Here is an 18,850-nt window from a genome sequence, read left to right as displayed (position 1 = left end):
GAGACCCACCACGCGCGCCGAAACCCACCACGCGGGAGGTCGTGCGCGGTGGGCCTCGACGGAGATGGTGGGTCTCGACGCGGAGTCAGGCGACGGTGAACGGCGCCGACAGGAGCGACTGCTCCCGCGAGCTCGGGCCGACGAGGAGCGCGAACGCCCCGGGCTCGACACGACGGATGCCGGCCGCATCGACGATCGAGCACTCACTCACGGCGACCTCGACCCGCACGCGCGCACTCTCCCGCGGCGCGAGGTCGATCTGGCGGTAGGCCTTGAGCTCGCGGTCGGTCCAGCTCACGCTCGTGACCTCGTCGCGCACGTACACCTGCACGGTCTCGCGCACCGGACGCGACCCCGTGTTCGTCACGGTGACCTCGCCGACGACGGTGTCGCCGAGACCGACGGCCTCCGACGTGAGCACGAGATCCGCATACGACACGGTCGAATAGGACAGCCCCTCGCCGAACGCCCAAGCGGGCGACTGCGTGAGGTCGGCGTATCGGTCGCCGTGCTGTCCGCGGATCTGGTTGTAGTAGGTCGGCTGCTGACCGACGTGCCGCGCGAACGAGATCGGCAGTCGACCCGAGGGCTCGACGGCTCCCGAGATGACCTCGGCGAGCGCGCGCCCACCCTGCATACCGGGATTCGCGGCCCAGATGACGGCGGCGGCGCGGGACACGGATGCCGGCAGCACGAGCGGCTTCGATGCGAGCAGCACCACGACGACGGGCTTCCCGGTGGCGATGAGCGCGTCGAGCAGGGCGATCTGCCCGCCGATCAGTTCGAGGGTCGCGGTCGAGCGCCCCTCGCCGACGAGCTCGATCCGGTCTCCGACCACGGCGATCACGACGTCGGATGCCGAGGCCGCGGCGACCGCCTCGGCGATCAGCGTCTCGTCGGGCTCGGCCGGCACGACGACCGGCGGGCGGGGCTGCCCGTCGGGGAACGTCGCCCCGCGGGGGTCCTCCTCGAGCGTGAGGATGTCGGCGCCGCGCGCGTGCGTCACGGTCCAGCCCTCGACGCCCGCGAGGCCGTCGAGCACGGTCGTGATCATCTCGCGGGGCTGCCCGTCGAGCCAGCCGGCCTGGCCCGAGCCGCCGGCCCAGTCGCCGAGCTGCGTCTGCGCGTCGTCGGCGAGCGGTCCCACCACGGCCACCGACAGCGGCGAAGACGGCGACAGGGGCAGCGTGCCGTCGTTCTCGAGCAGCACGAGCGAGCGCCGCGCGACCTCGAGGTTGAGCTCCGCGTGCGCGGCGCTGCCGACCACGGCATCCCGTCCGTCCTGCGGGAGCCGCGGGTTCTCGAACAGCCCGAGCTCGAACTTGAGCGTGAGGATGCGGGTGACGGCCGCGTCGAAGTCCGAGGACGACAGCATCCCGCGGGCGACGGCCTCGAGCGCGCCCTCGTAGAACCCGGGGGTCGTCATGACCATGTCGTTGCCGGCCTTCACGGCGGCCGCGGCGGCGTGCGCGTAGTCGGGCTGCACCTGCTGCTCCCACACCATGCGGCCGACGTTGTCCCAGTCGGTGATGAGGGTGCCGGTGTAGCCCCATTCGCCGCGCAGCACGTCGCTGAGCAGCCAGTCGTTGACCGTGATCGGCACGCCGTCGGTGGTCTGGTAGCCGAGCATGAAGGTGCGGCATCCCTCGCGGGCGACGCGCTCGAACGGCGGCAGGAACCACGAGCGCAGCTTGCGGCGCGAGATGTCGGCCTCGCTCGCGTCACGTCCGCCCTGCGTCTCGGAGTATCCGGCGAAGTGCTTGGCGGTCGCGAGGATCGCCGTCGGATCGTCCAGACCGTCGCCCTGGTACCCGCGCACCATCGCCGAGGCGAGCTCGCCGATGAGGAACGGATCCTCGCCGAAGGTCTCGTCGACGCGGCCCCACCGCAGGTCGCGGGCGATGCACAGCACGGGAGAGAAGGTCCAGTGGATGCCGGTCGCAGCGACCTCGACCGCTGTGGCGCGGGCCACCTTCTCGACGAGCTCCGCATCCCACGACGCCGCCATGCCGAGCTGCGTCGGGTAGATCGTCGCCCCGGGCCAGAACGAGTGGCCGTGGATGCAGTCCTCGCCGACGAGCAGCGGGATGCGCAGGCGCGTCTGGGCCGTGAGCTCGTTCGCGCGGATCAGCCGCTCGGGCGAGGTGTGCAGGATCGAGCCGACCGTACGCCGCAGCACGTGGTCGTCGAGGTCGTCGCGCGCATCGAGCTGCAGCATCTGCCCGACCTTCTCCTCCACCGTCATGCGGTCGAGGAGGTCGGCGACGCGTGCGGCGATCGGCAGGTCGGGGTCGAGGTAGGGAAGGGAGTCGGTCAGGGTCTGAGAGGTCATCGCTTGCTGTTCGTCGCGTTCTTGTTCGTAATGTCGGGAGCCGTCGAGGGGGATGCCGGGGCGCGCACGGCCGTCACCGGGTCGTTCACGTTCAGGCCCTTCTTCTTCATCGCGCGAGCCCGCTCGCCCGCGGAACGCAGCCGCGGGTTGACGTACTCGTCGATGCCGAAGTTGATGAGCGAGAGCGCGACGCCGATGATCGCGATGCAGAGCCCGGCGGGCACGTACCACCACCACAGTCGCGGGAAGGCGCCGTTCTGCTGCGCCCAGAAGAGGATCGTGCCCCAGTTGAGGTTGCTGACAGGGATCACGCCGATGAACGCGAGCGTCGTGAGCCCGAGGATCGCGGCCGTGACCGTGCCGACGAAGCTCGACGCGATGAGCGCCATGAGGTTCGGCAGCATCTCGATCGTGATGATGCGGCGCAGCGGCTCGCCGTTGGCCCGCGCGGCCTGGATGAAGTCGCGGTTGCGCAGCGACATCGTCTGCGCGCGCAGCACGCGCGCGCCCCAGGCCCACCCGGTCAGCCCGAGCACCGCGGCGATCACGATGAGCGGCGGGTTCTCGAACTGCGAGGCCACGATGATGATGAGCGGGATGCCGGGGATCACGAGGAACACGTTGGTGAGCGCCGACAGCGACTCGCTCTTCCAGCCACGCACGTACCCGGCGATCACGCCGATCGTGATCGCGATGAGGGTCGCGATGATAGCCGACAGGAAGCCGACCACCACGACGCCGCGGGTGCCGAAGATGATCTGGCTGAGCACGTCCTCGCCCATGTGGGTCGTGCCGAGCCAGTGCTCCAACGAGGGCGGCTGGCGCAGCGCGGTGCGGTCCTTCTGGGTCGCGCCGTACGGGGCGATGAGCGGCGCGAGGATCGCCACCAGCACGAACACCCCGAGGATGATCAGGCCGGCGATCGACTTGCGGTTGCGGAACATCGCGAACGCCTGCGCCATCTGCGACCAGAAGGTCTTGCGCGGAGGCGTGCCGCCGCCGGTGCGGAACGTCACGGTCTCCGGCATCCCGGTCGCGACCGTCGAGCCGTCGGGGGCGGTGGTGTCCGCCTGGGTGGGAACGCTCATGTCAGGCCTCCGTCTGGCGCGTGCGCGGGTCGAGGTATGCGTAGACGATGTCCGCGAGGATGTTCGCGACGAGCACCGACAGGGTGATCACGAGGAACACGCCCTGCATGAGGGCGAAGTCCTTCGCGTTGGTCGCGTCGAGCAGCAGCTTGCCGACCCCGGGGTAGCTGAACACCATCTCCATGACGATCGTGCCGCCGACGATGAAGCCGATCGACAGCGCGAAGCTCTGGATCTGCGGGAGCACCGCGTTGCGGGCGGCGTACGCCCACAGCACGCGGCGGTTCGGCATGCCCTTGGCCTGCGCGACCGTGATGTAGTCCTCGTCGAGCACCGTCAGCATCATGTTGCGCATGCCCAGCATCCATCCGCCGAGCGAGGCGATGATGATCGTCACCGCGGGCAGCGTGCCGTGCGCGATCACCTGCCCGATGAAGTCGAGGCTCCACTCGGGCGACTGCCCCTTGTCATAGGCGTGCGACGAGGGGAACCACTTGAGCGTCGACGAGAAGATCGCGATCGCGATGAGGCCGAGCCAGAAGTACGGGATCGTGTTGAAGAAGGTCGTGATCGGGATGAGGGCGTCGAGCCGGCTGCCGCGCTTCCATCCGACGATCGCGCCGCCGACCGTGCCGAGCGCGAACGAGATGATCGTCGCGAGGCCGACGAGGCCGAGCGTCCACGGCAGCGCGGCGCTGAGCACCTCGGCCACGGGTCGCAGGCCGTGCAGAGTCGAGATCCCGAGGTCGCCGCGGAACAGGGTTGCCCAGTACTCGAGGTACTGCTGCCACAGCGACTTGTCGGAGTCGATGCCGAGCAGGATGCGGAGCGATTCCGCCGCCTCGGGACTGACGTTGCGGTTGCGCGCCAGGTACGAGCTGACCGCGTCGCCCTTCATGAACCGCGGCAGGAAGAAGTTGATCGTGATCGCCGCCCACAGCGTGAACAGGTAGAACGCGGCGCGTCCGGCGAAGAACCGCCAGGGAACGATCTTGCGGCCCTTCTGCGCGGTGGTCGCGGTCGTGCCGACCTCGAGGGCGTCGGGGCGGCCGTCCTCGGGATTCAGCCCGGTCTGGCCGAGCTCGGGGGATGCGGTGGTCACTGTGCGCCTCCTGTGCTCTCCAGGCCGGGAGCACCGGCCGAGGCGAAGTGCTTCTCGGGATCGGGCGAGGCCGCCCGCAGCTCGCGTGTGTACGGATCCTGGGGATCGAGGATGACGTCGTCGGCGTCGCCGTACTCGACCACGCGACCCTGGTTCAGCACCATGATCTCGTCGCTGAAGTGCCGGGCGGTCGCGAGGTCGTGCGTGATGTACAGCACGCCGAGTCCCTCCTCACGCTGCAGATCGGCGAGCAGGTTCAGCACGCCCAGGCGGATCGAGACGTCGAGCATCGACACGGGCTCGTCGGCCACGAGCAGGCTCGGACGCGAGGCCAGTGCCCGGGCGATCGCGACACGCTGCCGCTGACCACCGGAGAGCTCGTGCGGGCGACGGTCGATCACGGCGTCGACGTCGAGGCGCACGCGCTCGAGCAGGCGACGCACCTCGGCCTCCGTGTCCTTCTTCGGCACGACGTCGTCGAGGCGGATCGGGCGCTCGATGTGGTATCGGATGGTGTGGTACGGGTTGAGCGAGGCGAACGGGTCCTGGAACACCATGCGCAGCTGCTGGCGGTAGGTGCGCAGCCCTCGGCCGCGGCGGGGGATGGGCTTGCCGTCGAGGCGCACCTCCCCGCTCGTCGGAGTCTCGAGCTGCGTGAGGATCTTGGCGATCGTCGACTTGCCGCTTCCGGACTGCCCGACGAGACCGATCGTCTGGCCCGAGGTCAGGGTGAAGCTCACATCGTCGAGGGCCTTGAGCTGACCGGCCCCGCGGACGTTGTAGACCTTGCTGACGTGGGAGAACTCGAGGGTGGTCATCGGGCCAGCACTCCTCTCGCGCCGGTCAGTCGAGGGAACGACGACAGCAGCGTCTTCGTGTAGTCGTGCTGCGGGTCGGTCCAGATCTGCTCGGCGGACGCGAGCTCCACGATCTCGCCGGCGCGCATGATCGCGATCCGGTCGCTGATCTCGAGCAGCAGGGGCAGGTCGTGCGTGATGAAGATCACCGAGAAGCCGAACTCGTGCCGCAGCTGCGAGATCTGCTTGAGGATCTCGCGCTGCACGAGCACGTCGAGCGCGGTGGTCGGCTCGTCCATGACCATGAGCTGCGGGCGCAGCGCGAGGGCCATCGCGATCATGACGCGCTGGCGCATGCCGCCGGACAGCTCGTGCGGGAACGAGCGGATGCGCTGGCGGCCGACCTTGACGATCTCCAGCAGCTCCTCCGCCTCGGCGCGACGCTGACGACGATTCATGTCGGGACGGTGGATCTCGAACACGTCCTCGAGCTGCGAGCCGATCGTCGCCACGGGGTTGAGCGCGTTCATCGCGCCCTGGAACACCATCGACACCTTGTCCCAGCGGAAGCGCTGCATCGCGTCGACGTCGAGGGCGTTGATGTCGACGTCGATCCCGGAGGCGTCGTGGAACGTGACGCTGCCCCCCGCGATCACGGCCGGCGCGCGCAGCAACCGCTGCACGCCGTAGGCGAGCGTCGTCTTGCCGCATCCGCTCTCACCCGCGAGACCGAGGATCTCGCCGCGCTGCAGTTCGAGCGTCACGTTCTTCACGGCCTCGATGGGCGGATCGACGTCGTACACGACCGAGAAGTCGCGCACGCTGAGGAGGGGGTCTGACATGGGTGGTGTCCTTCGTCGTGGGACGTTTCGTCTCGTCGCTGCGCTCCTCGCTCAACGACCGGGGGTGGGTCACCCGCCGGTCGTTGAGCGAGCGAAGCGAGACGAAACGGGTCTTACTCGGCGGGCTTCAGCTTCGTGAGGATCATCACGATGTTCTGCTGCGTCGGGTCACCCGAGGCGTAGGGGTCGTCCTCCGACGGCCATCCGACGTAGTTGCGGGTGTTGTACTCGCCGAGCAGCGGGTGGGCGCCGAGCGGGATCGCCGGCACCTGGTCGACGAAGATCTGCTCGAGCGTGGTGATCGCGGCGGTGCGCTCCTCGTCCGACGAGGCGTTGGCGTACGAGTTCAGCGCCGCCGTGGCCGTCGGGTCGTCGAACCGACCGAAGTTGAAGCCCGCGATCCCCTCCGGGGAGATCCAGCGCGGGTCCATGGTCGACGTGTAGAGGCCGTAGGCCGTGCCGCTGTCCTCGAGCCAGTGGATGATCGCCGAGAAGGTGCCCTCGTCGCGGGGTCCGGCCCAGCCGCCCCAGTCGGGCATGTCGATCTTCACCTCGGCGCCGATCGACTCCTTGACGTCCTCGGCGATGAGCTCCTGCGCGGTGTTCCAGTCGCTCCAGCCCGAGGGGACCGACAGCGTGAACGAGACGGGGGTGCCGTCGGGGTCGATCAGCGCGTCGTCCTTCCACGTGTAGCCGGCCGACTCGAGCAGATCGCGGGCCTTCTCGGCGTCCACGGAGTACTCCTGGCCCTGGAACTCGGGCTGGATCTCGTCCTCGAGGATCGAGGAGAGGCCGGTGACCGACCAGACCGGCTCGCTCGCACCCTCGCGGGCGATGTCGACGTAGGCGTCGCGGTCGATGACCCACGCGAGCGCCTGGCGGAACACGACGTCGTCGAAGGGCTTCTCCTGCAGGTTCATGAACAGCGTCGCCGAACCTGTGGTGGGTGCCACGAAGAACTTGTTGTGCTCGGGGTCGGCGTCGAGGAACTGCTCCTGGATCTGCGGGATGAACGCCTGCGCCCAGTCCGCCTCGCCCTGCGCGAGGGCCGTGGTCAGCGCGGTGTTGTCGCCGTAGGAGACGTAGTGCAGCTCGGGCACGGCGAGGTCGCCGCCCCAGTAGTCGTCGCGAGCCTCGAGCGTGACCGACTCGGTCGACCAGTTCGACAGCGCGTAGGGGCCGGTGCCGACGAGGTCGTCGCCCTTGACGGGGTTCGTGGCCGGGTCGTCGAGGTTCTCCCAGATGTGCTTGGGGACGATCGGCACGTGCAGCACGCGGGACTGGTTGACGTACTTGGACTCGCCGAAGTTCAAGGTGACGGCGTCGCCCTCGACGGTCGCGCCCTCGAACTTGAGGCCGGCGGTGTCGAGCGCGGGCGTCGAGACGAGCTCGTAGGTGTAGACGATGTCGTCGGCGGTGAAGGGCTCGCCGTCGCTCCAGGTGACGTCCTTGCGCGGCACGACGGTGACGGAGGTGTAGTCGTCGTTCCACTCGATGCTCTCGGCGAGCCAGGGGGTGGTCTCGCGGTCGCCGGTCTGGTTGACGAGGGCCAGGGACTCGAAGATGACCTTGCCGTAGCCGTACTTCGAGGCCGAGGAGTCGCCGACGTACGGGTTGTTCGACTCGGTGGTGATCGCGCCGTCGGGCTTGGCGATCGTGAGCGCGGCCCCGCCTTCGGCGCCGTCTCCGGATCCGCCGTCCGACGAGCATCCTGCGAGGACCGTGGCGCCGAGGGCGCCGACCGCGAGCGCGGCGATGAGGGACTTTCTGAGCTTCATTGCTTCTCCTTGGGCACGGGTCGTTGTGCTGTGAGCGGCGAGTGCTCGGGCATCCGCCGATGTTTTTGCTTACTGTCGAGAAAGTAAGTTGATGCGAGGTTACTCGTTAGTAAGTAAGGTTGGCAAGTACGGTCCGCGAGCGAGAGGAGCGACCATGGCGAAGACAGCCGTCGCGCAGGCGCACGTGCGCCCGGCGACCCGTGAGAAGCGGGAGCAGATCCTCAAGGCCGCGGTCGAGATCTTCGGCAACAAGGGGTCCACCAACGGCACTCTCGCCGATGTCGCCGAACAGGTCGGGATCACCCACGCGGGCGTGCTGCACCACTTCGGATCGAAGCAGAAACTGCTGCTCGAGGTGCTCGCGTTCCGAGACCAGGCCGACGTGCAGGACCTCGCCGAGAAGCACATCCCCGGCGGACCGGAGCTGTTCCTGCACCTGGTGCGCACCGCCGTCGCGAACGTCTCGCGTCCCGGCATCGTGCAGGCGTACACCGTGCTGTCCTCGGAGTCCGTGACCGACAACCACCCGGGTCGTGAGTACTTCGAGGAGCGGTACACGACGCTCCGTCGCGAGGTCACCGACGCCTTCCACGAGCTTTGCGCGCAGGAGGGCGTCGACGAGCCCGACACGATCGCCATGGCCGCGGCCAGCATCCTCGCGGTCATGGACGGCCTGCAGCTGCAGTGGCTGCTGCACCGCGACGTGTTCGACCTGGGTGAAGCCAGCGAGTTCGCGATCCGCGCGATCGTCAACGGCGTGCTGCACCCCGGCCCCGCCCTGGACACCTACCGCCACTGACCTCTCCCCTGACCGTCTATTTCTGCCATTCGGCGCAAACGGCCCGTCTGTTTGCGCCGAACGGCAGAAATAGACGGGCGGGATTCCGCGCGGCGGCGCGCGAGTAGGCTCGGGGCCATGACGATCGACCTCGAAGCGCTGTACATCGACCTGCACCAGCATCCTGAGCTCTCGTTCCAGGAGACGCGCACCGCGGGCATCGCCGCCGGCCACCTGCGCGATCTGGGTCTCGACGTGCGCGAGGGCGTCGGCGTCACGGGCGTGGTGGGCGTGCTCGAGAACGGCGAGGGCCCCGTCGTCTGGGTGCGCGCCGACATGGACGCGCTGCCCGTCGGCGAGGAGACCGGTCTCGCCTACGCCAGCACCGCGACGGGCATCGACCCCGGCGGGAACACCGTCCCCGTCATGCACGCCTGCGGGCACGACATGCACGTGACCGCGATGATCGGCGCCGTCGAGAAGCTCGTCGCCGACCGGAGCGACTGGTCGGGCACGCTCGTCGTGCTGATCCAGCCCGCCGAGGAGTACGGCGCCGGCGCCAGGGCGATGCTCGACGACGGTCTGCTCGACATCGTGCCCCGCCCCGACGTCGTGCTCGGCCAGCACGTGACCCCGCTCCCCGCCGGCACCATCGGCGTGCGACCCGGCACGCAGATGGCGGCGTCGGATGGCCTCACCGTCACGCTGCACGGACGCGGCGGGCACGGTTCGCGGCCGCACGCCACGATCGACCCGGTCGTCATGGCCGCGGCCACCGTCATGCGCCTGCAGACCATCGCCTCGCGCGAGGTCGACCCCCGCGACGTGGCCGTCGTCACGGTCGGCTCGATCCACGCCGGACTCAAGAACAACATCATCCCGGCCGAGGCGAAGCTCGAGCTGAGCCTCCGCTACCCCACCGACGAGATGCGCGACAAGGTGCTCGCGAGCGTCGAGCGGATCGTGCGCGCCGAGGCCACGGCATCCGGGGCCGAGCGGGAGCCCGAGATCCGCACGGACCACACTCTCCCGCCGACCATCAACGACGAGGATGCCACGGCCCGCGTCACCACGGCGCTGCAGCGCGCCCTCGGAGAGGGGTCGGTCATCGACCCCGGCATGTTCACGGGGTCCGAGGACGTGTCCTGGTTCGCGCGCGACACCGGCGCTCCGCTCGTGTTCTGGTTCTGGGGCGGCATCGACCCGGCGCGGTTCCAGGCCGCGATGGCCGCGGGCACGCTCGACAAGGACATCCCCACCAACCACTCGCCGTTCTTCGCACCCGAGATCCACCCGACCATCGAGGTCGGCGTCACGGCTCTGTCGTCGGCGGCGCGGGAGTTCCTCGACTGACGCGGGGTCCGGAATCGAACTTCTGCGGCCACACGCACCTTTCGCGGCCAGAGCCGTTCCTCACGGCCGCAGAAGGTGCAGACGGCCGCAGAAGTTGTGCGGGGATCAGCCGCCGATCGCGTTCATCCCCCGCGCGGGCTGGAGGAACGACGGGTCGTCGATCGCGTGACCGGGCAGCTTGCCGTGCACGCACGAGCGCAGCAGGCCGGCGATGGCGTCGGCGCGGGCACCGGCAGCGGATGCCGACTCCTGCCGCAGCACGGCGCCGAGGTCGTACTCCGTGTTCGAGAAGAGACAGTTGCGGAACTGTCCGTCGGCGGTGAGCCGGAGCCGATCGCACGCCCCGCAGAACGGCGCCGTCACCGAGGCGATCACGCCGACCTCGTGCGGCCCGTCGTCGATGCGCCACTTCTCGGCGGGCGCGCCTCCCCGTCCGGGGACCGGCGAGAGACGCCACCGGGCACCGAGCGCGTCGAGGATCTCCTCGCGCGTGACCATGGACGCCCGGTCCCAGGTGTGACCGGCATCCAGAGGCATCTGCTCGATGAAGCGCAGCTGCGCGCCCACCTCCATCGCGAACGCCACGAGGTCGGTGAGCTCGTCGTCGTTCACCCCGCGCATCGCGACGGCGTTGAGCTTGAGCGGGCGGAGCTCGGATGCCGCGGCCGCGGCGATCCCCTCGAGCACGTCGTCGAGCCGGTCACGACGGGTGAGGTCTGCGAACTTCTGCCGGTCGATCGTGTCGATGCTGATGTTGAGACGCGTGAGGCCCGCGTCGATCAGGGCGGGCAGCTTTGCGGCGAGCGAGATGCCGTTCGTCGTCATCGCGACCTCGACGGGGCCGTCCGGCCCCTCGATCCGCGCGATGCGCCGCACCACCTCGACGATGTCGGCGCGCAGCAGCGGCTCTCCCCCGGTGAGGCGGAACGTGCGGATGCCGAGACTCGCGGCGACCTCGGCCACCTCGACGATCTCGTCGGTCGACAGGATGCTGGTGCGCGCGAGCCACTCGTTGCCCTGCTCGGGCATGCAGTAGGTGCAGCGCAGCGAGCAGCGATCCGTGAGGGAGATGCGCAGGTCACGGTGGACACGTCCGTGAGTGTCGACGAGGCTGTCGCCCCCGGCGGCGAGAACGGCACCGGGAGCGGCTGTCCGCCTCCCGATCGCGACCGGCACGGCCGTCATCGCCTCTCCCCGTTCCCCGCCATTCTTCGAGACTAACCCCGCCCGAACGACCCGGGACGCGTGGAGATCGAAACAGCCGAGCGCATTTACCAAGACTTGGTACTATTTCCGTATGGCTCAGAACACCTCGATCAGTCTCGATGAGCACTTCACCGGCTTCCTCTCGCGCCAGGTCGCGTCCGGCCGATATCGATCGGCGAGCGAAGTCGTGCGCGCGGGACTGCGCCTCCTGGAGGACCAGGAGACACACGTCGCCGCCCTCCGCGCAGCGCTCGTCTCGGGCGAGAACAGCGGCGAAGCGGAGCCCTTCGACTTCGACGCCTTCATCGCATCGAAGAAGCAGTGAAGCAGTACCGGCTGACGCCGGCGGCGCAGCGAGACCTCTCAGAGATCTGGGACTACACCGCTCAGCGGTGGGACATCGAACAAGCGGAGATCTATGTCGCTGAACTTCGAGCGGCGATCGAGCGGATAGCCGCGGCGCCCGACCGCGGACACCCGTGCGATGAGATCCGCGAGGGGTACCGCCGGTATCGGATCGGCGGTCATCTCGTCTTCTACGTCGAGACTGCGCACACGGTGGATGTCATTCGCCTCCTTCATCGACGAATGGATCCGGCGCGTCATCTCTGACTCGGAGATACGAAGCGCACCCCGGCGGGATCGATCCGCAGCCGCACGACTTCCCCCGCCACGAGACCCGCCGTGTCCGCGAGAGCGACATCGATCTGGCACAGATCCGTGTGCACCCTGATCCCAGCGAGCGTCGGTTCGAGCCGTATGATCCGGGCACGCCAGCCATCGCCGGGGCCCGACTCTCCACTCCGGATGATCTGCACATCCTGCGGCCGGAAGATCGCGGTGAGCGGCACGCCGTCATGAGCGGCGAGCGCGCGTGACGCGGACTCCGTGCTGCTCAGGACGAGTTCTCCCTTCCGCCACCCGCCGCCCGCGCTGACGCCCTCGATCCGGTTCACGCCGGCGATCGACGCGACGAACCCGGATGCCGGCGCGGCGAGCACCTCCCGCACGGCGCCCTCCTGCGTGACCCGGCCCGCCTCGAGCACGATGAGCCGGTCGGCGAGGGCGACGGCGTCGGCGGCATCGTGCGTGACCGCGACCGTCGTGACCCCGTCGAGCTGGTCGCGCAGCATCCGCCGGATGTCGCCCGCGGTCTCGGGGTCGAGGGCGACGAGGGGCTCGTCGAGCAGCACGACGCGGGGAGCAGCGGCGAGTGCCCGCGCGACCGCGACGCGCTGGGCTTCACCCCCGGACAGCTCGTGCGGTCGGCGGTCTCCTGCGCCCGGAAGGCCGACACGGGCGATCCAGTCGTCGGCGCCCCGCCGAGCGTCCGTCACCGGGACTCCCGCGGCGCGAGGTCCGAACGCCACGTTCTCGCGCACGCTCAGGTGCGGGAACAGTCGGGGGTTCTGACCGAGCAGCACGATGCCGCGCCGCATCGGCTCGGTGCGCACCCGGGGCGCGGCCACTCGGTCGACCACACGCCCCTCGACGGCGATCTCGCCCTCGTCGAGGGGCACGAACCCGGCGAGCGCCTGCAGCAGCGTCGACTTGCCCGCTCCGCTCGGCCCCATGACAGCGACGGTCTCACCGGAAGCGACCCGCACCCCGACATCGACCGCGAAATGTTCGCGGGCCACGACGATGCGGGCGCTCAGCCCGACGGCGCCGGCGCTCATCGCGCCGCCCCCGGACGCCAGCCGCGCACGAGCAGCAGCACCGCGATCGCCGCCGCGAGCAGCAGCAGCGCGAGGGCGACGGCCGCGCCCTGGGTGACACCGGCCCCGTTGAACGCGGTGTAGATCGCGAGGGGCATGGTCTGCGTCACGCCCGGACGGTTGCCGGCGAACAGCGCCGTGGCACCGAACTCGCCGATGGCGCGGGCGAAGCACAGCACCACTCCCGCGACGATCCCCGGTGCGGCGAGAGGGAGCGTGATGCGCCGCAGGATCGTCCAGCGGCTCGCGCCGAGCGCGGCGGCGGTGCGCTCGAACTCCACTCCCGAGGTGCGCACGGCGCCCTCGACCGCGAGCACGAGGAACGGCAGCGCCACGAACGTCTGCGCCAGCACCACGGCGGGGGTGCTGAACGAGAGCCCGAGCCCGCCGAACCATCCGGCGCGGCCGAACAGGTAGAGCAGAGCGACACCGCCGACCATGGGCGGCAGCACGAGCGGCACGGTGACGGCTGCGCGGAGCACCGCCGCGATCCGCGGGCCCGACCGAGCGATGGTGAGTGCGAGGGGGACGCCGACGATCACGCAGATCACGGTCGCGAGCAGACCGGTGACGAGCGAGAGGACCAGCGCCGACCGCGCGGCCTCCGAGGTGACGTCGGTGAGGAACGTCGACCACTGCACGCGGGCGACGAGCGCGGCGAGCGGCAGGATCAGGAACGCGAGCCCGACGACCGCGGGCACGACGATCGCGCGCGGCGCGTAGCCGCGCGCGTCGGAGCTCACGGCGCTCCGAACCCGAAGTCCGCGAGGATCTTCTGCCCGGCGTCCGAGAGCACGAACGCGACGAACGCCTCAGCGGCGTCGCTGTTCGGGGCGCCGTCGAGTGCGGCGATCGGGTAGTGGTTCACGACATCGTCGGCGCCGTCCGGCACGATGACCTCCACGTCGTCGCGGCCGATCACATCGGTGGCGTAGACGAGTCCGGCATCCGCTTCTCCGGCGGCGACCTTCGTGAGCACGGCCGTGACGTTCTGCTCGAGGCTCGCCGGCTCGACGGTCACCCCGGCGTTCGACAGCAGAGTGGTGGATGCCGCACCGCACGGCACCTCGGGAGCGCACAGCACCGTCGTGACGTCGGCGAGGTCGGCGAGGCTCTCGACGCCCCCGGGGTTGCCGGCCGGCACGGCGATCACGAGCGTGTTCGACGCGAACAGGGTCGGGTCGATTGCGAGATCGGCGAGCTTGTCCATGTTCGCCTCGTCGGCCGACGCGAACACGTCTCCGGGCGCGCCCTCCTGCAGTTGCGTGACGAGCGTCGACGATCCGTCGTAGACGGCGCTGAAGGTGACGTCGGGGTTCTCGTCGGAGAAGGCGGCGCCGATCTCGTCGAACGCACCCTTCAGCGATGCCGCGGCGTAGACGGTGAGGTCGCCGCTGAGCGGGCTGCCCTCGGACGCGGAGGTCTCCTCGGGAGTCGGCGCGGCCGACGGTGATGAGCATCCGGTGAGGGCGAGCGCGGCGAGCGCGAGCACGGCGGCGGATCGGAGGAGCGAGCGGTTCATGTCAGCCCTTCGGCACTTCGACGACGACCTGCGTCGCCTTGACGGACGCAGTCGCCAGAGAGCCGACCTCGAGATGGAGCTCGCGGGCCGCCTCAGCGGACATCAGCGAGACGACGCGGTGCGGGCCCGACTGCAGATCGACCTGCGCCATGAGGCCGTCGATCTGCACGCGGGTCACGATTCCCGTGAAGCGGTTGCGGGCGCTCGACAGGATGCCGCCGGGTTCCGTCGCCTCGTCGGCGAGAGCGATCGCCCGGGCGGCCAGCGCATCGCCGGGGATCTCGGCGGGTACCGCATCCGTCGTCGAAAGCAGCCCCTGATCGATCCAGCGGCGCACGGTGTCATCACTGACGCCGAGGAGTTGCGCCGCGCGGGCGATGCGGAAGCTCTGCATGGCTCGAACATACCGCAACTGCGGTTCAGGAGGGCGATATGCTCCGCATGCGCGGCGACGAACGATGCGTGGAGACCCACCTCGCTCGTCGAGACCCACCACGCCGCGCGTCGTGCGTGATGGGTCTCGACGAAGGTGGTGGGTTTCGGGGCGAGACACCTCTCCCCGGCATACCCTGGTCCCATGCAGCCGCTCGTCGCCCCAGCGCCCGCCCTCGACCCGGCGGAGCTCGTCCGCACCGCCCGCCACGCGGTGCTCGCGGGCATCGGCGAGGAGGGTCAGCGGCGACTCGCAGCCTCCCGCGTCGCGGTGGTGGGAGCAGGCGGTGTCGGCTCGCCCGTGCTGCTCGCGCTGGCGGCGGCCGGCATCGGCACGCTCGTGGTGATCGACGACGACGTGGTCGAGCTCACCAACCTGCAGCGGCAGCTCGCGCACCGCGCGGAAGACGTCGGCACGGCGAAGACCGTCTCGGCGGAACGGGCGATCACGGCACTGTCCCCCGGAGCCGTCGTGATCCCGCAGAACGTGCGACTCGACGCCGCGAACGCGACCGAGCTCTTCGCAGGTGCCGACGTCGTGGTCGACACGAGCGACTCGTTCGCGACGCGACGCGACGTGGCCGCCGCGACCGAAGAGCTCGGCATCCCCCTGGTCTGGGGGGCCGTGCAGGAGTGGCACGCGCACGCGACCGTGTTCTGGTCGGCGCCGCCCGCTGGGCACACTCCCGTGGTCCTCGCCGACCTCTTCCCGCCGGGAACCGAGGGCGAACCGCCCAGCTGCGCGCAGGTCGGCGTGCTCGGGGCGCTGTGCGTGCAGGTCGGCGGCATCCTCGCCGGCGAGGTCGTCAAGCTCGTGACCGGTGCCGGAGAGCCGCTGCTCGGCCGCCTCGCGCTGATCGACGCGCTCACGGTGCGACAGCACGAGATCGCGATCCGTCCGGCGGGCACCGCATGAGCGCCCGCCGCACGGTCGAGGAGCAGCTCGCCCGCGTGCTCGACGCGGTGCGGACACTCGACGTCGAGCAGGTGCCGATCCAGGATGCCGCCGGTCGCACCCTCGCCGCCGACGCGACCGCCGCCCACGACATCCCGCTGTTCGACAACTCCGCCATGGACGGATTCGCCGTGCGCGCGGCCGATGTCGCCGCCGCCTCCGCAGAGTACCCGGTGACGCTGCGCGTCATCGCGGACCTGCCGGCGGGGGTGTCGGACGACCCGGCGCTCGGCGCGGGCGAGGCCGCGCGGATCATGACCGGTTCGCCGGCGCCGACCGCGGCAGACGCGATCGTCCCGTTCGAAGACACCGCAGGCGGTCTCGCCGACTCGCTGGGCGAGGTGCGGGTGCTGCGCGCTCCGGCATCCGGAGCCTTCGTCCGCCGCCGGGGCGCCGATCTCCGCACCGGCGACCCCGTGGTGCACGCGGGCGAGCGGCTCGGCGCCTTCCAGCTCGCCGCGGCCGTCGCGGCGGGCATCGCCCGGGTCTCCGTGACCCGCGCTCCGCGCGTCGCCGTCGTGTCGACGGGCAGCGAGCTGCTCGCCCCCGGCGAGACGCCGACGCGCGGACGCATCCCGGATTCCAACGGTCCGCTGCTGCAGCAGCTCGTGGCGGATGCCGACGCCGACGTCGTGCTCGTCTCCCGCGTCACGGACGAGGCGGAGGCCGTCGACGCCGTCACGGCAGAGGCGGTCGCCCTGGGCGCCGACGTCATCGTCTTCACGGGCGGCGTGAGCGCGGGCGCGTACGAGCCGGTGCGTGGCGCCTTCGACGGCCGCGGGGAGGTCGAGTTCTCGAGCGTCGCCATGCAACCGGGCAAACCGCAGGCCTTCGGCGCCCTGGGCTCGGGCACCCTCGTGTTCGGTCTGCCCGGCAACCCGGTGAGCGTGGCCGTGTCGTTCGAGGTGTTCGTGCGCCCGGCACTGCTCGCCCTGCAGGGTCGCGCCGAGATCCACCGGCCCCGGGCCTCGTTCACCGCAGACGTCGACTGGACCACGCCCCCGGGACGACGTCAGTACCTGCCCGCCGTCGTCGACCTGGCCGAGCGCACGGTGCGACCCGCGACAGCCGGAGGCTCGGGCTCGCACCTCGCCGGCGGCCTCGCCCGCGCGCACGCGTTCGCGATCGTGCCGGCGGACGTCGAGCGGGTCGCCGCGGGCGACGTGATCGATGTCATGCTGGTCGGATGAGCTTCCCGCATCTCGACGCCTCCGGCCGCGCGCACATGGTCGATGTGACCGGCAAGCAGCCCACGGTCCGCACCGCCACGGCCCGCGGCTTCGTGCGCTGCAGCCCCGAGGTCGTGTCGGCCCTGCGCGACGGCACGGCCCCGAAGGGCGACGTGCTCGCGGTCGCCCGGATCGCCGGCATCCAGGCCGCGAAGTCGACCCCGGCGCTGCTGCCGCTCGCCCACGTGATCGGCGTGCACCGCGCGAGCGTCGAACTCGACATCGTCGATGCGGGCGTGCACGTCGAGGCCACCGTCGGCACCGCCGACCGCACGGGCGTCGAGATGGAGGCGCTCACGGCGGTGTCGGTCGCCGCGCTCGCGATCGTCGACATGATCAAGGGCCTCGATCGCTCGGTCGTGATCGAGGACGTCCGGATCGTCGCGAAGTCGGGCGGACGCTCCGGCGACTGGGTGCGCGAGGGCGAGACGCTGTGACTCGCGTGCGCTACTTCGCCGCGGCGGCGGAGGCCGCGGGAACGGATGCCGAGGAGCGTGCCGAGGGCTCTCTGGCCGAGCTCCGCGCGGCGCTGGTGGCGCAGCATCCGGCTCTCGCCGACATCCTGCCGCGCTGTGCCGTGATGGTCGACGGCGTGCGCAGCGACGACGACCGCCCGCTCACCGGGGTCGAGCTCGTCGACGTGCTGCCGCCCTTCGCCGGGGGCTGAGGCGCCGCTGACGCGTTTCGTCTCGGTCGCTGCGCTCCCTCGCTCAACGACCGACGCCCTCGGTCGTTGAGCGAGCGCAGCGAGACGAAACGCGGTGAGGATCCCGGCCGTCAGCCGCCGATGCCCTTCCACAGCGTCGAGCCGTCGGACTCCAGCTGACGCTTCCACACCGGCAGGTCGCGCTTGATGTCCTCGATCACGGCACGGCACACCTCGAACGCCTCGGCGCGGTGCTCGGCGGCGACGGCGATGATCACGGCCGCGTCGCCCACCTTCAGCGTGCCGATCCGGTGGCTGACGGCGACGTCGACACGGGCCGAGCCCACGGCATCCGCCCCCGCCTGCTCGGCGATCGACCGCAGCACGGCCTCGGCGTCGGGATGCGCACTGTACTCGAGCCCGACGACCGGCGTCTCGGCATCGGGGTCGTTGTCACGCACCCGGCCGATGAAGGTCGTGACGCCGCCGAGCGCGGGGTGCTCCACGGCACGCAGATGCGCGTCGAGGTCGAGCGGCTGCTCCGAGATGGCCGCCAGCTGGACTGTATTCATCGGTGATCTCCTCCATCGGTCTGATCCACCACGTGCCGGGCGACGCCCAGCACGACCGGCACCCCGGATGCGACGGCTCGCGTCGATCCGGGAAGATTCACGACCAGGGCGCCCGCCGGGTCCACGATGCCCGCGAGCCCGCGCGACAGCACCGAGAGAGGCGTGTCGGCGAGCCCGCTGCGCCGCAGCTCCTCGGCGATGCCCGGCACCTCGCGTGTGATGACCCGGCGAGTGCCCTCGGGGGTCAGGTCGCGGGGGCTCACGCCGGTGCCCCCGGTGGTCACGATCAGCCGAGCACCGCGATCGACCGCACGACGCAGCGCCGCGGCGACGGACTCCTCGCCGTCGGGCACGATCTCGGCGTCGGCGCACTGCCACCCGGCATCCCTCAGAAGTCCGACGGCCAGAGGGCCGCCGCGGTCTTCCCGCTCCCCCGCGAACGAGCGGTCCGAGACCGTGATCACGCACGCGGGAAGTGACGTCATGGCTCCACCCTAGGC

At 70.5% G+C, this 18,850-nt stretch carries 21 protein-coding genes; 8 read left to right on the top strand and 13 right to left on the bottom strand.

Annotation, left to right across the window (positions count from 1 at the left end; all coding sequences use genetic code 11):
- Positions 1 to 85: 85 nt before the first annotated feature.
- The 6 genes from ACIPY8_RS02460 to ACIPY8_RS02435 all read right to left on the bottom strand — a co-directional run bounded on the left by ACIPY8_RS02460 (position 86) and on the right by ACIPY8_RS02435 (position 7,939).
- A complete protein-coding gene (locus ACIPY8_RS02460; protein WP_400814576.1) occupies positions 86 to 2,332 on the bottom strand; it encodes a glycoside hydrolase family 3 N-terminal domain-containing protein in 2,247 nt (748 codons plus the stop codon).
- Positions 2,329 to 3,420 carry an ABC transporter permease gene (locus ACIPY8_RS02455; RefSeq protein WP_400814574.1) on the bottom strand — a complete coding sequence of 364 codons (1,092 nt, stop codon included), beginning with the start codon at positions 3,418 to 3,420 and terminating at the stop codon, positions 2,329 to 2,331. Before ACIPY8_RS02455 ends, ACIPY8_RS02460 begins: the two co-directional genes overlap by 4 nt.
- A gap of 1 nt (position 3,421) precedes the next feature.
- On the bottom strand, positions 3,422 to 4,522 hold the full coding sequence (locus tag ACIPY8_RS02450; RefSeq protein WP_400814572.1) for an ABC transporter permease: 1,101 nt from the start codon (positions 4,520 to 4,522) through the stop codon (positions 3,422 to 3,424).
- The gene (locus tag ACIPY8_RS02445; RefSeq protein WP_400814570.1) at positions 4,519 to 5,340 is read right to left on the bottom strand and encodes an ABC transporter ATP-binding protein; all 822 of its coding nucleotides are present in this window, start codon (positions 5,338 to 5,340) and stop codon (positions 4,519 to 4,521) included. The genes ACIPY8_RS02450 and ACIPY8_RS02445 overlap by 4 nt, the downstream gene beginning before the upstream one ends.
- The gene (locus ACIPY8_RS02440; protein ID WP_400814568.1) at positions 5,337 to 6,161 is read right to left on the bottom strand and encodes an ABC transporter ATP-binding protein; all 825 of its coding nucleotides are present in this window, start codon (positions 6,159 to 6,161) and stop codon (positions 5,337 to 5,339) included. The genes ACIPY8_RS02445 and ACIPY8_RS02440 overlap by 4 nt, the downstream gene beginning before the upstream one ends.
- A gap of 113 nt (positions 6,162 to 6,274) precedes the next feature.
- Positions 6,275 to 7,939 (bottom strand): ABC transporter substrate-binding protein, encoded by a 1,665-nt coding sequence (locus ACIPY8_RS02435; RefSeq protein WP_400814565.1) that lies wholly within the window; start codon positions 7,937 to 7,939, stop codon positions 6,275 to 6,277.
- A 154-nt stretch (positions 7,940 to 8,093) separates the two neighbouring features.
- Here ACIPY8_RS02435 and ACIPY8_RS02430 point away from each other — a divergent pair, with 154 nt between their 5' ends.
- On the top strand, positions 8,094 to 8,738 hold the full coding sequence (locus ACIPY8_RS02430) for a TetR/AcrR family transcriptional regulator (RefSeq protein WP_400814563.1): 645 nt from the start codon (positions 8,094 to 8,096) through the stop codon (positions 8,736 to 8,738).
- Positions 8,739 to 8,855: 117 nt separating this feature from the next.
- Positions 8,856 to 10,070, top strand: coding sequence for an amidohydrolase (locus tag ACIPY8_RS02425; RefSeq protein WP_400814561.1), 1,215 nt, complete (start codon positions 8,856 to 8,858; stop codon positions 10,068 to 10,070).
- A 105-nt stretch (positions 10,071 to 10,175) separates the two neighbouring features.
- Here the strand turns inward: ACIPY8_RS02425 and moaA are convergent, their stop codons facing one another.
- On the bottom strand, positions 10,176 to 11,255 hold the full coding sequence (gene moaA / locus ACIPY8_RS02420; RefSeq protein WP_400814559.1) for a GTP 3',8-cyclase MoaA: 1,080 nt from the start codon (positions 11,253 to 11,255) through the stop codon (positions 10,176 to 10,178).
- A 112-nt stretch (positions 11,256 to 11,367) separates the two neighbouring features.
- On the opposite strand from moaA, the gene ACIPY8_RS02415 reads away from it, so the two are divergent.
- Both ACIPY8_RS02415 and ACIPY8_RS02410 read left to right on the top strand, forming a co-directional pair.
- Entirely contained in the window at positions 11,368 to 11,601 is a 234-nt protein-coding gene (locus ACIPY8_RS02415; protein ID WP_400814557.1) for a type II toxin-antitoxin system ParD family antitoxin, read from the top strand.
- Complete coding sequence (locus tag ACIPY8_RS02410; RefSeq protein ID WP_400814555.1) at positions 11,598 to 11,888, top strand: type II toxin-antitoxin system RelE/ParE family toxin; 291 nt, start codon at positions 11,598 to 11,600, stop codon at positions 11,886 to 11,888. Before ACIPY8_RS02415 ends, ACIPY8_RS02410 begins: the two co-directional genes overlap by 4 nt.
- Here the strand turns inward: ACIPY8_RS02410 and ACIPY8_RS02405 are convergent.
- From ACIPY8_RS02405 to ACIPY8_RS02390, 4 genes are read right to left on the bottom strand one after another with little or no spacing between them, the layout of a single operon-like run.
- A complete protein-coding gene (locus ACIPY8_RS02405; RefSeq protein WP_400814553.1) occupies positions 11,879 to 12,955 on the bottom strand; it encodes a sulfate/molybdate ABC transporter ATP-binding protein in 1,077 nt (358 codons plus the stop codon). The genes ACIPY8_RS02410 and ACIPY8_RS02405 overlap by 10 nt on opposite strands.
- A complete protein-coding gene (modB, locus tag ACIPY8_RS02400) occupies positions 12,952 to 13,737 on the bottom strand; it encodes a molybdate ABC transporter permease subunit (RefSeq protein WP_400814550.1) in 786 nt (261 codons plus the stop codon). Before modB ends, ACIPY8_RS02405 begins: the two co-directional genes overlap by 4 nt.
- Complete coding sequence (modA, locus tag ACIPY8_RS02395) at positions 13,734 to 14,516, bottom strand: molybdate ABC transporter substrate-binding protein (protein WP_400814548.1); 783 nt, start codon at positions 14,514 to 14,516, stop codon at positions 13,734 to 13,736. The genes modB and modA overlap by 4 nt, the downstream gene beginning before the upstream one ends.
- A 1-nt stretch (position 14,517) precedes the next feature.
- Positions 14,518 to 14,910: a molybdopterin-binding protein gene (locus ACIPY8_RS02390; RefSeq protein WP_400814546.1), complete on the bottom strand. Its 393-nt coding sequence runs from the start codon at positions 14,908 to 14,910 to the stop codon at positions 14,518 to 14,520.
- Positions 14,911 to 15,093: 183 nt separating this feature from the next.
- Between ACIPY8_RS02390 and ACIPY8_RS02385 the strand changes: the two genes are divergently transcribed.
- Genes ACIPY8_RS02385 through ACIPY8_RS02370 form a run of 4 tightly spaced genes read left to right on the top strand, consistent with a single transcriptional unit; the run spans position 15,094 to position 17,799 of the window.
- Positions 15,094 to 15,864, top strand: coding sequence for a HesA/MoeB/ThiF family protein (locus tag ACIPY8_RS02385; protein ID WP_400814544.1), 771 nt, complete (start codon positions 15,094 to 15,096; stop codon positions 15,862 to 15,864).
- Positions 15,861 to 17,093, top strand: a complete 1,233-nt coding sequence (glp, locus tag ACIPY8_RS02380; protein WP_400814542.1) for a gephyrin-like molybdotransferase Glp — start codon at positions 15,861 to 15,863, stop codon at positions 17,091 to 17,093. Before ACIPY8_RS02385 ends, glp begins: the two co-directional genes overlap by 4 nt.
- Positions 17,090 to 17,569, top strand: a complete 480-nt coding sequence (moaC, locus tag ACIPY8_RS02375) for a cyclic pyranopterin monophosphate synthase MoaC (RefSeq protein ID WP_400814540.1) — start codon at positions 17,090 to 17,092, stop codon at positions 17,567 to 17,569. Before glp ends, moaC begins: the two co-directional genes overlap by 4 nt.
- A complete protein-coding gene (locus tag ACIPY8_RS02370) occupies positions 17,566 to 17,799 on the top strand; it encodes a MoaD/ThiS family protein (RefSeq protein ID WP_400814538.1) in 234 nt (77 codons plus the stop codon). The genes moaC and ACIPY8_RS02370 overlap by 4 nt, the downstream gene beginning before the upstream one ends.
- 110 nt (positions 17,800 to 17,909) lie before the next feature.
- On the opposite strand, the gene ACIPY8_RS02365 is transcribed toward ACIPY8_RS02370, so the two are convergent.
- Together ACIPY8_RS02365 and ACIPY8_RS02360 are read right to left on the bottom strand one after the other, a co-directional pair.
- Positions 17,910 to 18,350, bottom strand: a complete 441-nt coding sequence (locus ACIPY8_RS02365; protein ID WP_400814536.1) for a molybdenum cofactor biosynthesis protein MoaE — start codon at positions 18,348 to 18,350, stop codon at positions 17,910 to 17,912.
- Positions 18,347 to 18,835: a molybdenum cofactor biosynthesis protein B gene (locus ACIPY8_RS02360; protein WP_400814534.1), complete on the bottom strand. Its 489-nt coding sequence runs from the start codon at positions 18,833 to 18,835 to the stop codon at positions 18,347 to 18,349. Before ACIPY8_RS02360 ends, ACIPY8_RS02365 begins: the two co-directional genes overlap by 4 nt.
- Positions 18,836 to 18,850 lie beyond the last annotated feature (15 nt).

This window comes from Microbacterium sp. NPDC089696, assembly GCF_044749125.1.
In the GTDB taxonomy this organism is placed as follows: Bacteria; Actinomycetota; Actinomycetes; order Actinomycetales; family Microbacteriaceae; genus Microbacterium.
The sequence above is the reverse complement of the archived record's forward strand: the minus strand, read 5'-3'. Positions and strand labels throughout refer to the sequence as shown.